The organism is Pseudomonas sp. AP19 (assembly GCF_001728855.1).
Lineage (GTDB): Bacteria > Pseudomonadota > Gammaproteobacteria > Pseudomonadales > Pseudomonadaceae > Aquipseudomonas > Aquipseudomonas fluorescens.
In genome coordinates this window covers 342429-356943 of the sequence record NZ_LXJP01000002.1, presented here as the reverse complement: position 1 = coordinate 356943, position 14515 = coordinate 342429, and the positions used below count along the sequence as shown (strand labels likewise).

Genomic DNA, 14515 nt, shown 5'->3' with positions numbered 1-14515 from the left:
TCAGTGCAAGATGCTTTGACTGACCCACCGATTTCGCGAGCAAGCCCGCTCCCACATTTGATCTTCAGCGTTCCCACTTCTGCGGAAGAGACTGATGTATTCACTTGAAGACCTGCTGCACCTGATGAACCGCCTGCGCGACCCCACATACGGGTGCCCGTGGGACATCAAGCAAACCTACGCAACCATTGTCCCGCACACCCTGGAAGAGGCTTACGAAGTGGCCGACGCCATCGAGCGTGGCGACTTTGATCATCTGCAAGGTGAGTTGGGTGACCTGTTATTCCAAGTGGTGTATTACAGCCAGCTGGCGCGAGAAGAAGGGCGCTTTGAATTTGCCGGGGTGATCGACAGCATTACCCGCAAGCTCATCCGCCGCCATCCTCATGTGTTCCCTACGGGGGATTTGTATGCGCCGCTGGATATCCCGCAGTTAAGCGAAGAGCAGGTCAAGGCGCGCTGGGAGCAGATCAAGGCCGAAGAGCGTGCGCAGAAATCCGACGCGCCTGAGCAACTTTCCCTGCTGGATGATGTGCCTGCCGCCTTACCTTCGTTGTCCCGTGCCGCCAAATTGCAAAAGCGCGCCAGCCAGGTCGGTTTCGACTGGCCTGCCGCGTTGCCGGTGGTGGACAATGTGCGCGAAGAGCTGGATGAAGTGCTCGAAGCCATGGCCGACAACGATTCGGTGGCGATTGCCGATGAGGTCGGTGACCTGCTGTTTGCCGCAGTTAACCTGGCACGTCACCTCAAGGTTGACCCGGAAACTGCGCTGCGTGGTGCTAATGCCAAGTTCGAACGACGTTTCCGATTTATCGAACAGGCATTGCGCCAGACCCACCGTCCCATAGAAGATTGCACCCTCGAAGAGTTGGACGCCCTGTGGGGCGAAGCCAAACGTCAGGAAAAGAATGTGTCCAGCTGCGGTTGAGCAGTTGCCTAAGTGAGTAAGCACCATGAGCCTTTCCCTTCGCGACCAGTTGCTTAAAGCAGGTCTGGTCAACCAAAAGCAGGCCAAGCAGGTCGGCAAAGAGAAACAGAAGCAGCAGCGCCTGGTCCATAAAGGCCAGGCCGAAGTGGATGATACCCAGGCACGCCTGGCCGCTGAGGCGCATGCCGAGAAGGTCAAGCGTGACCAGGAGCTGAACCGCCTGCAGCAGGAAAAAGCCGAGGCCAAGGCCCGCACGGCTCAGGTCAAGCAACTGATCGAGACCTCGCGCCTGCCCAAGTTGACCACTGAGGACTACTACAACTTCGTGGACGACAAGAAGGTCAAGCGCCTGTCGGTCAACACGCTGATGCGCAACAAGCTCAGCAATGGCTCCCTGGCGATCGTGCACCACGGCGGCGGTTACGAGGTCATCCCGCGCGAGGCGGCGCTGAAGATCCAGGAGCGTGCACCGGAGCGCATCGTGCAGCTCAATATCCTCACCGAAAGCCAGGTGCCGGACGAGGATGATCCGTACGCCGCCTACCAGATCCCGGATGATCTGATGTGGTAAGGCTGTAAAAACATCCGTGTGGTGAAGGGCTCGCCCCTGCCAGCAAACACAAACCCCGCTCAAAAGGCGGGGTTTGTGGTTTAACCCGTCGCGTCAGCCGCTCACCAATCCACTGCGTAACTCAGGCTGAAGGTACGACCTTCGGCATTCGGGTACGGTGCACGTGCGTTGGCCTGGGCGAACATGTTCTGGTAGTTGCGGTTGGTGAGGTTGTACACCGCACCTTCGAGGCGACCTACCGGCAACCTCACCGAGCCCAACAGGTCGGCCAGCGTGTAGCCTTTGATGTCGCGGCCGTTGTTGTCTTTGAACGCAGCGTCATAGTCGGCCAGGCGCATACCTTGCAGGCGCAGGCTGTAGTCGCCACGGTCGTAGCCGATAAAGGCGGTGGTCTTGGCAGGAGAGATGCGTGTGGCAGGCAGGTCGATCCATTTACCGTTCTGCTGGGTCTCGCCTTTGGCGTAAGCGTAAGTACCCCCTACCGACCATTGATCGGTGAAGTTGTACGTCAGGCTGGTTTCAACGCCGCGCACACGCTCTTTCTGATTGATCAGGCGCAGTACACGGTCATTGGCATCATAGAACTGGGTGACATCCGAGGTGTTTTCATACGCCGTGACGCTGGCCAGCCACTTATCCCAATTGCCACGCCAGCCCAGCTCGTAGCTGTCGACCTTGAGCGCTTGGGCATTCAGGTTTTGAATGTCGTACTTGCTGTTCACATCACGCAGGAAACGCTGGATATCCGGCAGGGAAAAGCCCTGGCTGAAGTTGACGAACACATCCTGGTTTTCGCTCAGGTGATACACCGCGCCAAGGTTATAGAGGGTGTCATCGTATTTGAGCGTGCCGCCCGGCAGTGTCGCGCGATTGCCGGTCTGGACGATTTCGCCATAAGCGATGCTGTCGGAAACCTCGCTTTCGATCCACTCGCGGCGTACGCCACCCCGCAAGGTCCAGTCATCGATGTCGTAGGACAGTTGCCCAAAGATCGCTTTGGTGCTGGTGGCGATGTCCGGGCCCATTTCGAATGTGGTGCCGGTCTTGGTGTAGTTCAGGCCGTTGACGCGGTATTGGTCGCCGCGCTGGCGTGAGGTTTCATGGTCATAGTCAGCGCCCCAGACCAGATTGCCGGTGGCCGGGCCGATGTCCGGCATTTGCGTATCGATCGCCGCGCGCAAGCCGTAGACATCCTGCACGCTGTTGTTGTCGGAGACCCCGGCGCGGCCACGCGACAGGTCCGGGAAGAACAACGCGTCGGCACGCCGCCAGTAACTCTCGACCTGCAAGCCCTGGCCATAGAAATCTTTGTCGGCGTAGTTAAGGTTGACCGCCTGGTTGTGGGTGAAGGGTTGGTCATCCAGGTCCAGGCCTTTAACGGCGACGGCGGTATTCGCGTTGCGTGGGTCCTTGGTGTAACGGGTGTCTTGTTCGTCTTTGTAGTCTTGCAGCGACAGGCTGATCTTTTTGTCGTCATCCAGCTCGTAGCCGAAGCGACCTTGCAGGTCATAGGTGCCGGTGTCCATGTTGCTGCCCTGGGACGTGTCCTGGGGAATGCGTTTTCCGTTGCCGTCGAACTGATCGTTACGTTGTACGTAGTTGCCGGAAAGATACCAGTCCACAGGGCCCTGACGGCCCGTTGCGCTCTGGAAGGCTTCGTAGGAGAAACCTTTGTGGCTGAGGTTGTTGCCGGCGGTCATGCCGATTTTGCTGCTGAAGGCCAGGTCTTCACCTTTGTTGCGCTTGGTGATGATGTTGATGATGCCGCCTGATGCACCGGCACCGTAGACACTGCTGGCGCCGGAAATCACTTCAATGCGCTCGATGCTTTCCGGTGCCACGCTGTTGAGCTGGCGGAAGTTGTCGCGCGTGGCGTTCTGCGAGACGCCATCGATCAGGATCAGCGTATTGCGCCCGCGAAGCGTCTGGCCGAAGTTGCTCATGCCACCACTGGAGGGCGCAATGCCTGGCACCAGTTGCCCGAGCATATCCGCAACCCGGCGTCCCGCACCCGTCTGCTGGCGGATCTGGTCTTCGCTGATGACCTGCACAGAGCCTGGAATCGCCGCAATACTGGTTTCATTGCGTGTGGCCGAAACCACCGTTGCCTGTAATTGCAGATTGGTGGGCGCTGTTTGGGTCTCTTCGACTTGATCGGCCCAGGCTGGGCCGCTCATAGATCCAAGCAGGGGCAGCAGGGCTGCCAGTTGCAGTTTGTTCATGACCTTGCCTTTCAGTTATTAGAAGTATTGACAGAAAAACCGGATGATTCGGGTGTTCGGGTGAACGAACGGATCGCGCGGATACCCAGGGCGGCCAAGGCGTACGTGAGCGCGACCAGCCAAAAGCTGTGCGCCAAACCCACCATTCCCATGCCGATGCCGCCCATCAAGGCGCCGCACAGCGCGCCGGCTTTGGCGGCGCTATTGCCCATGCCCAGGGCAAAACCCTGTTGGCTGGGCGCAACGGTATTGGCGATCAACGTGTAGGCGACGGGCAGCAATGCGCCTTGCCACACGCCCCACAGCAACCGGCTGGCGAGGAAGCCCAGCCATTCGTTAGCCATCGCCGTGAAGGCCAGCGTCAAGGCGCAAGACCAGGTGACCCATTCGATAATGCGCAACGTGTGTGCGGGTTGATGGCGGTCAAACAGCCGGCCCCACAGCGGCGCGGACACTGCCAGCGTGAGTGCGCTGGCGGCATAGCTGGCACCGATCAACCAGGCGGGCGCTTGTAACACATCGGCGACGTACAGGGCATAAAACGGCTGAGGCATCATCTTGGCAGCCTGAATCAATACGATGATCCCCAGCATTGCGCCGAGCCAGCCTTTGGGCAGTGCGGCGGGTGCGGACGTGCGCGCCGGCCGCGAGCGCGGTGCATCGCTGGGCAGGAACACGCTGATCACTGCACAGCTCAGGCAGACGGCGGTGGCGCTGTAGCACAGCAGTGCGAAGCCGGAGATATCCATCAGCCAGCCGCCCAACACCGGCCCAGCCAGTGACCCCACCGCGGTTGCCGATTGCAGTCGCGCCAGAATGTGCCCGCGCCCGCTATCACCACAGCAGGCCAGTGCGTAGGCCTGAGCCGCTGCGATAAAGCCGGCCAGCGCGCCTTGCGCCACTCTGATCGCCACCAGCAGCCACGGATCGAAGGTGATAGCGGCCAACGCCTGGCACACCGCCAACGCCAGCAGTGCCCGAATGATCATCGGCTTGTGGCCGGTACGGTCACCCAGGCGCCCCCACATTGGCGTCAGGATCATCGCCGCCATCATCGGCCCGGCATACACCAGTGAAGACAGCAGGCCGGTGTATTGCGCATTGGCCGCGCCGAGCAGCTTCTGGATCTGCAAGGGCCAGAAGGGGCCACTCATTTCCATGGCCCCCATCGACACCAGTTGAATCACCACCAGCAGCCGCAGCGTGCTGTGGTTAGCTGCCATTGGCGGCGGCACTCAGCGGGTTGGGCAGCCGCCCGACGATATCCGCATGGCTTTCCAGCAGGCGCATGCGCATGAACGACTTGGCCGGCCAGTCCTGTTCCAGCAGGGCTGCGCGCTCGGTCGCCCAACGCTGTGGTTCGACTTGGCTGCGCACGTCGTCGAAACACTGGCTGACGTGGGCCGACAGCTCATTCCAGAGCAACCCCTGGGGAATATCGAAGTGGCGTGCACTGAGCAATACCAGTTCGCCCAAGTGGCACATGAATACCGTGTGCAGCAACTTGTCACGTACAAAGCCCGCATCGTCGTACAGCGTCATCTTGGGGTCGTGCAGTTCGATATCCAAACCGTGGGCGTGCAAGGTCTTGCGGTCGATTCGAATATCACCGAAGTCGCGCAACAACAGTCGGCTCAATTGGCCGTCTGCGGCCATGACCATGAACGAGTTCTGCTGGTGCGCCTCGAAGGCAACGCCATAGCGCAGGTACATGCCCAACAGTGCCGGTACGGCGATCGCGGCATAGTCGCGAAAGAACGCAAGCATGGCATCGGCGCTGTCCTGGCCTTTACTCAGGCGTACCCATTGCCTCAGCAGTGGTTGGCCGTGCTGGTCGATGGCAAACAGGCTGCCTACCGGAACGGCCATTTCGCCCGGTTGGAGCAGGCTCTGCGGGTTGTCGCGGTAGAGAACGGCCAGGTGGCGAGCGTGCTCATCATTGGCCGGTTGGGGTTTGAAATGCGCCCCGATCCGTTCGGGGACGATGTTGAGGATTCGCTGAAGTGCAGGTTCGCGCCCAAGGATCGTCAGCAGCAGGTGGCTGATCCGCGGGCCCATGCGCGCCGAGCGTGGTGAAACCGTTCGTTGCACGCTGGTCAGGCGCAGTGAGACCGGGAGTTTGACCATCGGCGCGTCGCAGCGGCCTTCCGGCAGCACGGTTCTGAACGACATCGTCGGGTGGGCGGTAAACGCGACGATATCGGTCAGCACCAGCAGCTTGTCGCCGATTTCGTTGGCGAACAGTTGCGGTAGCTCCTGGCGCGCCTGCCAAGGGTGAGCAGGCAGCGGCAGATAGTCAGCCGCCTCAAGCCCCTGTGCCGCGAGTGCTGCGGTCAATTGTCGGGCGGCCTGTGGGAAGTGCTGTTGCCACCACTGCCAGTAATCTGCGGTATCGGCCAAGACTTCGACGTGCGCATATTGGCGGTGCAGCGCGCAAAGGAATACCGGGAAGCGTGCTTCGAACTCCGGTGAGAAATCGATCACCTGGTCGGTAGCCAAGCCCAGCTTGGTCTTGTAGTTGGGGTGCCACGGATGGCCGAGCGTGCCCCACTGTTCAAGGACCGACGTGGCGTTGGTCACGCTTGCGTCACTCTTGAGGTAGCTGAGCAGATTGTGCTGATGGGCCGGGTCCATCGCGGCGTGCAGCTTGAGTGTCCACTGCTGGTGAAAAGCGAGGCATAGCGTGTCGTTGACAAAGCTGTCATCGATTTCGCTGTTGAGACGACTCAAGACGCTCAGGTCGGCCGATGATTCGAGGCGGTCGTTAAGCAGCGTCAGTAATTGCGACGGGAATTGAATCTTTTGCTCGGTCTGGTCGTTACGTAGCAGCGTGACCTGGCCGCGCAGGTCCCAGCTGCCCATGCGGCCGGGTTTCAGGTGATCGAAGCGCAGGCGGGTTTGGTCAGGCAGTGCCAGCCAGCAGTGGCCGCGTTCGTCATAGGTGCGCGTGTTGGGGTCCAGCAGGCCTTCACGAAACAGTGCCTGGATCAGGCGTTGGAAACTGCGCTCGGCGGCGGGCGCCAGGGTGTTGATCAGTGCATCAAGGGTAATGCGATTGGCCAGGAATTGCGGCGTGGCAAGTGCTTCAGCCCAACGCTCAAGCAGGGATTTTTCCGGCGTGCTGTTGTGTCCGTGCATCAAAGTCGAATTCCTTATCCGTGATCCTGGGTGAAAGGCGTGCGAATGGTATCGAGAATTATTACCAAATGTCTATTTGTTGTTACGCTTTTTGCACAAGCGTTTATTCAAGCGGGGCGGAAGGCGAGACCAGCCGGCAACGAATGCGCTCAGGGAACGCTGTGACATGGCACTGAAGGCGCCTGGAGCAGGCTGCTTCAGGGAGGAAGGGCGGCGTGTAGTGCGTTGTAGGATGTACCCGGTTTTGTACGATTGCACAGGCGCGCCGGAAAAAACGCGGCGTATGAAATGCAAAAAACCCGCTCATTGGGCGGGTTTTTTGTGTAGACGGCCCGGCTGCGTGGGGCCGGGCGTCTATGCGATATCAGAGTCTCAGGAGCTTTGTGCCTGGCGTTTCATCTCAAGAATTTCGAGCTCGTTTTTATAATTGTGGGCTTCGTTCTCGTTGTGGAACATGCCGACCAGTTGGTCTTGTTGATGTACATCCCAGATGTGAATCCCATGGCCCAGTGCTTCATGAGACATGTGTGCATCGTCGCGTTCAGTTACTTTTACAGTCATCTGCTTGCTCCAATCTCTGGTTGATCTGCGGCAAGTCGTCGCAGGCCTCTTTTATATGTTTTGTTAGCTTGCTAAGTAAACCGATTTTGCGCGCAACAATTCTTTGCATAAACCGCAACATTCCTGCAGGCCCCGTAAACCGCGGCATTGCGTCGCAGGGTGCTGAGTTTTATGACAAAAGTTTCATGTTTTGGGAGGCTTTCAGGCGTGGCTCGGCCGTGCTGACGGCATCGCAGGCAAGCCAGCGCCTACCCTTGAAATGCATTCCAATGTGGGCGCTGGCTTGCCTGCGATAGCGGTATTCGCGTGACTGAAAAATCCCGGGCGAAAAAAAGCCCCGCATTCAGCGAGGCTCCTTTTTTCAGCTCATCAGCCTATCAGCTGCCTTTGACAGCCTTGCCGTCAACGGTGCCGTCCAACAGCATGATGTTGTATTCCTTGCCGTCGGTTTCCACCTGACGCAGGGCAACCAGGATGCCGCCCCAGTCCTTGGCAAACCACATCTGGGTGATGCGCTTGCTTTGCGATGGATCGCGCACGCGCTCGACCTTGATAGCATCGATAGCGCCGGCTTTGGTCTGGACCTTTTCCGGGCCGATCACGCGGAAGTCGTAGGTGTCGACGTCGGTGCCCTCGACTACGCGGTAGCTCATGCTTTTCTTGCCGGCGGCGACGTCACGCTGCAGGGCAAGCTGGTAGGTCGACTTGTCGAGCATGCCGCTTTCGAGAGTGACGTTGACCGGGTCTTTGTTTTCGAAGCCGGTGACCTTGTTGGTGGCGTGGTCGAAGTCCAGATTGATCTTCTTCGCCTTGCCCAGGCCGCCGCGCTCGAAGGTGTAGCTCTTCGGTTGCAGTGCGTCCTTGTCCAGGGTGATCACGCTGGTTTCGGTGAGGCTGGCAATCATCATCGATGCCTTGAAATTCAAGGTCCATGAGCCATTGTCATTCTTGGTCAGGCTGCGTTCGGCCGAACCGCTCATGGGCAACTGTTTCCAGTCGGCGGTGTAGCTGGCGGAGAACGGGTGAAGGTCTGCTGCTTGCACGGCGGGCAAGGCGAACAGCGCAAAAGCGAAGAGCAAGGCGCGACGCATAAAATCTCCTAGGTTCGAATCAAGTGGCCGCTGGCCGCGAGTAACTGACCGTCCAATAATGCACCCTGTTCGCCGAGAATCAATCGTCCTTCGGCAAACCAGCGAACAGCCAGCGGGTAAATCCTGTGTTCCTGGGTATGAACCCGTTGCGCAAGCGTCTGCGCTGAGTCCGCAGACTCTACCGGAACCACTGCCTGTACGACCAGAGGCCCGCCATCGAGTTCCTCGGTTACAAAGTGCACGCTGCAGCCGTGCTCGCTGTCGCCAGCGTCAAGCGCGCGCTGATGCGTGTGCATGCCTTTGTACTTGGGTAGCAGGGAAGGGTGGATATTGAGCAGGCGCCCCTCGTAATGCCGCACGAAGTCAGCGCTGAGGATGCGCATGAAGCCGGCGAGGACCACCAGTTTGGGGTTGAAGGCGTCGATCAGTTCGATCAAGGCGCTGTCGAAGGCCTCACGGCCTTCGAAAGCCTTGTGATCCAGGGAGCGGGTTTCGATACCTGCGTCCCGCGCGCGTTGCAGGCCGTACGCGTCGCTGCGGTTGGAAATAACCGCAGCGATGCGCACCGGGCTGTCGCCGGTGCGCGTGCTGTCGATCAAGGCCTGCAAGTTACTGCCGGTGCCGGAAAGCAGCACCACGACATCACAGGTTGCAGGCATCAGTGCGCCTTAAGGTTCTTCAGTTCAACCTGGGCCGCGCCTTCCGGAGCGGTGGCGATCTGGCCGATGACCCAAGGCTGCTCGCCGGCTTCACGCAGTACGTTCAGCGCGATTTCAACGTGCTCTTGAGCCACGCAGATAACCATGCCCACGCCGCAGTTCAGCACGCGGTGCATTTCGGTTTCGTTGACGTTGCCTTGCGCTTGCAGCCAGTCGAATACCGCAGGACGCTGCCAGCTGGCCACGTCGACAATCGCCTGGGCGCCTTTTGGCAGTACACGCGGGATGTTGTCCAGCAGGCCACCACCGGTGATGTGGGCCATGGCCTTGACGGCGCCGGTGTCCTTGATCAGCTTGAGCAGCGGCTTCACGTAGATACGGGTCGGGGCCATCAGCAGGTCGGTCAGCGGCTTGCCGTCGAGCTGGGTGTTCTCGATGTCGGCGCCGGACACTTCGATGATCTTGCGGATCAGCGAGTAGCCGTTGGAGTGCGGGCCGGAGGACGGCAGAGCAAGCAGGGCGTCGCCGGCAGCGACTTTGGAGCCGTCGATGATCTCGGCTTTTTCGACAACACCGACGCAGAAGCCGGCCAGGTCGTAGTCTTCGCCTTCGTACATGCCTGGCATTTCAGCGGTTTCGCCGCCCACCAGCGAGCAACCCGACAGTTCGCAGCCGGCGCCGATACCGGTCACCACTTGTGCAGCGGTGTCCACGTTCAGCTTGCCGGTGGCGTAGTAGTCGAGGAAGAACAGCGGCTCTGCGCCACACACCACCAGGTCGTTGACGCACATGGCAACCAGGTCGATGCCGATGGTGTCGTGCTTGTTCAGGTTCAGTGCCAGGCGCAGCTTGGTGCCCACACCGTCGGTGCCGGAGACCAGCACAGGCTGTTTGTAGCCGGCCGGGATTTCGCAGAGGGCGCCAAAACCGCCCAGGCCGCCCATGACTTCGGGGCGCGCAGTGCGCTTGGCGACGCTCTTGATGCGTTCGACCAATGCTTCACCGGCGTCGATGTCTACACCGGCGTCCTTGTAGCTCAGGGAGGGTTGCTTGCTCATGATCCAGGCCTTTAGGGGGGATTCAGGGGTAACGACCGAGCGGGCAGGGGCTTTGGGTAAAAGGCCTTGCCGTTGACGGTCTGCGAAGGCGCGCGATTTTATCAGGCTTGAGGGGCAGCGGCCATCCTCGGGCCGACGGGCAGGGGCATATGGCGTTAAAAAAATGCTAATCGGGCCTGTTATGGCGTGTATTAAGGTATAGCCTTTAACCCGCTATCGTTATGACAGTACAAAAACTGCCAAGACCCTGTGAATGTTTTACCGGTCGCTGTGGTCACAGCCTTGCCAAACCGAGTTCACGCGGTCTGTTCCAGCCGCTAAATTTGTCGTTCGGGAATCTTCCATGCGTCTGTGTAAATTCTTCTTTGTAGGCTGTTTGTCGTTGGTCAGCCTGGCGAGTCATGCCGAAACCCTCAATGGCCTTTATCAAGTGCTTGAACCGGTCAGCAGCCAATCGCCTCAAGAGCGCGACGCGGCCACCCAGCGCGCCGTGCAAACCCTGGTCATCCGCCTGACCGGCGATGCCAAAGCCGCCGACGGCCCGGGCCTGGCGGCAATTCGCAAGGATCCGCAACAAATCATCAGCCAGTACGGCTATGACGCCGGCCCACCAGAGAGCTTGCAAGTCGACTTCGACCCGGTGAGCACCGACCGCGCCCTGCGTGGTGCGGGCCTGGCGATCTGGGGCAGCAATCGGCCGTCAATCCTTGGCTGGTGGCTGAATGATTCCACCGAAGGCAGCAGCCTCGTCGGTGATGGTCAAGCGGTCGCCGGCGCGCTGCGTCGGGCGGCGCAACACCGAGGCCTGCCGCTGCGTCTGCCGCTGGGCGATCTGGATGAGCAGGTGGTTGCGACTGCGCCCAATCTCGAAAGTGCGGACGCCACGCCCCTGCGCGCAGCCTCTGAGCGCTATGGTGCCGACGCTTTGCTCGCTGTGCATGCCCGCCAGGAAGGCAATCAGTGGCAAGCTAAATGGCGTCTGTGGCTGGGCGACAAAAGTGAGCAGGGCACCGCTCAGGGCGCAGACACCGCAGCCGTCGCCGATGCCGTATTGCTCGCGGTCAGCCAAAAGCTGGCGCCACGCTTTGCCGTCAAGCCCGGTGTGAGCAGCGAACAATTGCTCGAAGTGCAGGGCATGAACCTGGAGCGCTATGCCGCCCTGGGTCATCTGCTTGAACCCTTTGGTGGTCAACCGCTGCGGGTTGATGGCAATCGCATTGTGTATCGCGTGAACGGCAGTGCCGAGCAATTGCGTACTCAGTTGAGCCTGGCCAAGTTGCAGGAAGTGCCTGCGGGTGAGCCTCAGGTGTTGCCGTCGGTGGAGGCGGGTACACAACCCGCCGCGGCGCCTGAGCCCCAGGCGCAGTTGCGTTTTCGTTGGTAACTATTGTTTCTTCTTCTATATAGAAGGAAGACAGCAAATAACAGATGGAGTGGTTTATGGCGGATACGCGTCGTTGGGTGTGGCTTGGCGGGATTGTCCTGCTGTGCGTGTTTGTGTTCTTGCTGCATTCGATTCTGACGCCGTTTCTGGTGGCGTTGCTCCTGGCCTATTTGTTCGATCCCGTGGTCGATCGCCTGGAGAAGGCCGGCCTGTCGCGTACGTTAGGTGTCGTGGCGGTGTTTGCGTTGTTCACGTTGATCATCACCGCGCTGGTACTGGTGTTGGTGCCGATGTTGGCCAAGCAACTGTTTCGCTTGTATGAACTGGCGCCGCAGATGCTCGACTGGTTGCAGCACACGGCGATGCCGTGGGCGCAGGCCAAGCTGGGGCTGGCGGATGGTTTCTGGAAATTCGACAAGGTCAAGGCGGCGATCAGTGAGCATATGGGGCAGACCACCGATATCGTCGGTGTCGTCCTGAGCCAGGCCACGGCGTCCAGCCTGGCGCTGATCGGCTGGTTGACCAACCTGGTGCTGATTCCGGTGGTAGCGTTCTACCTGCTGCGTGACTGGGACATCATGATGGCCAAAATCCGCAGCCTGCTGCCACGCAACAGTGAAGAGCGCGTTGTGTCGCTGGCGGAGGAGTGCCACGAGGTGCTCGGCGCATTCGTGCGAGGCCAGTTGCTGGTGATGCTGGCCCTGGGGATTATCTACGCCGCCGGCCTGATGGCGATTGGCTTGGAACTGGGCCTGTTGATCGGCTTGATCGCCGGTCTGGCGGCGATCGTACCGTACATGGGTTTCGTGATTGGTATCGGCGCGGCGCTGGTGGCCGGGCTGTTCCAGTTTGGCGGCGACCTCTATCCGATGCTGGGCATTGTTGCGGTGTTCATGGTTGGCCAGGCCTTGGAAGGCATGGTGTTGACGCCGTTGCTGGTCGGGGATCGGATTGGTCTGCACCCGGTTGCGGTGATCTTTGCGATCCTGGCGGGCGGAGAGCTGTTTGGTTTTACTGGCATCCTGCTGGCACTGCCGGTGGCAGCGGTGATCATGGTGCTGGTGCGCCATGTTCATGATCTGTACAAGGATTCTGATGTGTACACCGGGGTTGAAGACCCCGACCTGTAATCGCTTCGTCACAAACCCGGCCTATGCCGGGTTTGTTGTTTATGCAGCCGTGGTGTCAAACAATTTGCGCAAATTGACCCGAGTTAACGCAAACCTTTGATTTTGCTTGTGGTCTGCTGCATTGTGCGCCCGGCGTCACGGGTATAAACTTTGCAAACTTTACACAGAGGCCACTAACGGTTCGTTTGGAGCCGTTCAGTCAGCATGAAACCGATTCAGCTGCCCTTGGGTGTGCGTCTGCGTGACGACGCCACCTTTATCAATTACTACCCAGGCGCCAATGCCGCTGCACTCGGCTATGTCGAGCGGCTCTGCGAAGCCGACGCCGGGTGGACTGAAAGCCTGATCTATCTGTGGGGCAAGCATGGCGTGGGGCGTACCCACCTGTTGCAGGCCGCGTGCCTGCGCTTCGAGCAAATGGGCGAGCCGGCGGTTTACCTGCCATTGGCTGAGTTGATGGACCGTGGCATCGGCATCTTCGACCACCTTGAGCAGTACGAGCTGGTCTGTCTGGACGATCTGCAGGCGATTGCCGGCAAGGCAGATTGGGAAGAAGCGCTGTTTCACCTGTTTAACCGTCTGCGCGACAGCGGGCGACGCCTGTTGATCGCCGCATCCACGTCGCCGCGTGAGCTGCCGGTGAAGCTGGCGGACCTCAAGTCGCGCCTGACCCTGGCGCTGATCTTCCAGATGCGCCCATTGTCTGACGAAGACAAATTGCGCGCCCTGCAGTTACGCGCATCCCGTCGCGGCCTGCACCTGACCGATGAAGTCGGTCACTTTATTCTCACGCGCGGCACCCGCAGCATGAGCGCATTGTTCGATTTGCTGGAACAGCTCGATCAGGCCTCTTTGCAGGCTCAGCGCAAGCTGACCATCCCTTTCCTCAAGGAAACCCTTGGCTGGTAGCCAGCCCTTGTATTTCGCGGCTCTCGGCAAATTTCAGGCGTCAGAAAACCTGCGTTTGGACCGGTTTGGCCACGCAAAAGGCATGTATAGGGTGTTAAGGGCTTAGATGTCGCCGTCGAAACAGGAAGTCACATGGATCACGATTGAATTTGCAAATCGATGTGATAGAGGGCATAGTCTCGACTTCTTTACACATCAGCCACGGTCGTGCCCATGCTAAATCGCTTCGCACCCCTCGTGCCTCTCGCACTCGTTACCCTGTTGTTTGGTTGCGCCACCCACACTCAAAACGTGGCTGAGCAGCAAAAGACCCAACAATACTCCCAGGCAAAATTCGTTGCATCGCAGTCTTCCACGGTTTACCAGGAAGAGCTCGCAACTGAAAAAGAACTGGCCGACTTCTCCGGCAGCAAGCCTTACCAGCTTCCAGTTCTGGCCGACAGCATCCTTGAGCGCGGCATGTCCCTGATCGGTACCCGTTACCGTTTCGGCGGTACCTCTGAAGCCGGTTTTGACTGCAGTGGCTTCATCGGCTACCTGTTTCGCGAAGAAGCCGGCATGAACCTGCCGCGCTCCACGCGTGAAATGATCAACGTGGATGCACCGTTGGTCGCACGCAATAACATCAAGCCTGGCGATCTGCTTTTCTTTAGTACGGCAGGTCGTGGTCGCGTAAGTCACGCCGGTATCTACTTGGGCGATAACCAGTTTATTCACTCCAGCAGCCGTCGCAGTGGCGGTGTTCGAGTCGACAACCTGGGTGACAGCTACTGGAGCAAAACCTTCATCGAAGCCAAGCGTGCACTCGCCATGGCCCCGACTACGGTTACTGCCAGCAAGTAAAGTTAAAGTGATACTTGAAGT

General features: G+C 59.4%; 13 protein-coding genes. 6 read left to right on the top strand and 7 right to left on the bottom strand.

The genetic code is table 11. The features are described from left to right. Window positions 1-94 precede the first annotated feature (94 nt). Together mazG and A7D21_RS03585 are read left to right on the top strand one after the other, a co-directional pair. Window positions 95-928: a nucleoside triphosphate pyrophosphohydrolase gene (gene mazG / locus A7D21_RS03590; protein ID WP_053257368.1), complete on the top strand. Its 834-nt coding sequence runs from the start codon at window positions 95-97 to the stop codon at window positions 926-928. Window positions 929-953: 25 nt separating this feature from the next. Next, the gene (locus A7D21_RS03585) at window positions 954-1499 is read left to right on the top strand and encodes a DUF2058 domain-containing protein (RefSeq protein ID WP_053257367.1); all 546 of its coding nucleotides are present in this window, start codon (window positions 954-956) and stop codon (window positions 1497-1499) included. A gap of 101 nt (window positions 1500-1600) precedes the next feature. Here the strand turns inward: A7D21_RS03585 and A7D21_RS03580 are convergent, their stop codons facing one another. The 7 genes from A7D21_RS03580 to purM form a co-directional block, all read right to left on the bottom strand. Beyond that, window positions 1601-3721 (bottom strand): TonB-dependent receptor, encoded by a 2121-nt coding sequence (locus A7D21_RS03580; RefSeq protein WP_053257366.1) that lies wholly within the window; start codon window positions 3719-3721, stop codon window positions 1601-1603. 11 nt (window positions 3722-3732) lie between these two features. Then, window positions 3733-4944 carry an MFS transporter gene (locus A7D21_RS03575; protein ID WP_053257365.1) on the bottom strand — a complete coding sequence of 404 codons (1212 nt, stop codon included), beginning with the start codon at window positions 4942-4944 and terminating at the stop codon, window positions 3733-3735. After that, window positions 4934-6859 (bottom strand): IucA/IucC family siderophore biosynthesis protein, encoded by a 1926-nt coding sequence (locus A7D21_RS03570; RefSeq protein ID WP_069551078.1) that lies wholly within the window; start codon window positions 6857-6859, stop codon window positions 4934-4936. Before A7D21_RS03570 ends, A7D21_RS03575 begins: the two co-directional genes overlap by 11 nt. Before the next feature lie 372 nt (window positions 6860-7231). Next, window positions 7232-7420 (bottom strand): hypothetical protein, encoded by a 189-nt coding sequence (locus A7D21_RS03565; RefSeq protein WP_053257363.1) that lies wholly within the window; start codon window positions 7418-7420, stop codon window positions 7232-7234. Between the two features lie 377 nt (window positions 7421-7797). Then, entirely contained in the window at window positions 7798-8511 is a 714-nt protein-coding gene (locus A7D21_RS03560) for a DUF3108 domain-containing protein (protein WP_053257362.1), read from the bottom strand. A gap of 8 nt (window positions 8512-8519) precedes the next feature. Further along, on the bottom strand, window positions 8520-9170 hold the full coding sequence (purN, locus tag A7D21_RS03555; RefSeq protein WP_053257361.1) for a phosphoribosylglycinamide formyltransferase: 651 nt from the start codon (window positions 9168-9170) through the stop codon (window positions 8520-8522). Next, window positions 9170-10228 carry a phosphoribosylformylglycinamidine cyclo-ligase gene (purM, locus tag A7D21_RS03550; protein WP_053257360.1) on the bottom strand — a complete coding sequence of 353 codons (1059 nt, stop codon included), beginning with the start codon at window positions 10226-10228 and terminating at the stop codon, window positions 9170-9172. The genes purN and purM overlap by 1 nt, the downstream gene beginning before the upstream one ends. A gap of 343 nt (window positions 10229-10571) precedes the next feature. Between purM and A7D21_RS03545 the strand changes: the two genes are divergently transcribed. From A7D21_RS03545 to A7D21_RS03530, 4 genes are all read left to right on the top strand, one after another. Further along, window positions 10572-11612, top strand: coding sequence for a DUF2066 domain-containing protein (locus tag A7D21_RS03545; RefSeq protein WP_053257359.1), 1041 nt, complete (start codon window positions 10572-10574; stop codon window positions 11610-11612). A 56-nt stretch (window positions 11613-11668) separates the two neighbouring features. Beyond that, on the top strand, window positions 11669-12742 hold the full coding sequence (locus A7D21_RS03540; protein ID WP_053257358.1) for an AI-2E family transporter: 1074 nt from the start codon (window positions 11669-11671) through the stop codon (window positions 12740-12742). A 204-nt stretch (window positions 12743-12946) separates the two neighbouring features. Further along, window positions 12947-13651 (top strand): DnaA regulatory inactivator Hda, encoded by a 705-nt coding sequence (gene hda / locus A7D21_RS03535; protein ID WP_017134884.1) that lies wholly within the window; start codon window positions 12947-12949, stop codon window positions 13649-13651. Between the two features lie 213 nt (window positions 13652-13864). Continuing rightward, window positions 13865-14494 (top strand): C40 family peptidase, encoded by a 630-nt coding sequence (locus A7D21_RS03530; RefSeq protein ID WP_069551077.1) that lies wholly within the window; start codon window positions 13865-13867, stop codon window positions 14492-14494. Window positions 14495-14515 lie beyond the last annotated feature (21 nt).

Bases quoted from the DNA above. Each gene is read 5' to 3' on its own strand.
- A7D21_RS03540 (WP_053257358.1), top strand. From the start codon at position 11,669: ATGGCGGATACGCGTCGTTGGGTGTGGCTTGGCGGGATTGTCCTGCTG.
- A7D21_RS03585 (WP_053257367.1), top strand. From the start codon at position 954: ATGAGCCTTTCCCTTCGCGACCAGTTGCTTAAAGCAGGTCTGGTCAAC.
- A7D21_RS03570 (WP_069551078.1), bottom strand. From the start codon at position 6,859: ATGCACGGACACAACAGCACGCCGGAAAAATCCCTGCTTGAGCGTTGG.
- purN (WP_053257361.1), bottom strand. From the start codon at position 9,170: ATGCCTGCAACCTGTGATGTCGTGGTGCTGCTTTCCGGCACCGGCAGT.
- hda (WP_017134884.1), top strand. From the start codon at position 12,947: ATGAAACCGATTCAGCTGCCCTTGGGTGTGCGTCTGCGTGACGACGCC.
- A7D21_RS03575 (WP_053257365.1), bottom strand. From the start codon at position 4,944: ATGGCAGCTAACCACAGCACGCTGCGGCTGCTGGTGGTGATTCAACTG.
- purM (WP_053257360.1), bottom strand. From the start codon at position 10,228: ATGAGCAAGCAACCCTCCCTGAGCTACAAGGACGCCGGTGTAGACATC.
- A7D21_RS03565 (WP_053257363.1), bottom strand. From the start codon at position 7,420: ATGACTGTAAAAGTAACTGAACGCGACGATGCACACATGTCTCATGAA.
- A7D21_RS03560 (WP_053257362.1), bottom strand. From the start codon at position 8,511: ATGCGTCGCGCCTTGCTCTTCGCTTTTGCGCTGTTCGCCTTGCCCGCC.
- A7D21_RS03545 (WP_053257359.1), top strand. From the start codon at position 10,572: ATGCGTCTGTGTAAATTCTTCTTTGTAGGCTGTTTGTCGTTGGTCAGC.
- A7D21_RS03580 (WP_053257366.1), bottom strand. From the start codon at position 3,721: ATGAACAAACTGCAACTGGCAGCCCTGCTGCCCCTGCTTGGATCTATG.
- A7D21_RS03530 (WP_069551077.1), top strand. From the start codon at position 13,865: ATGCTAAATCGCTTCGCACCCCTCGTGCCTCTCGCACTCGTTACCCTG.
- mazG (WP_053257368.1), top strand. From the start codon at position 95: ATGTATTCACTTGAAGACCTGCTGCACCTGATGAACCGCCTGCGCGAC.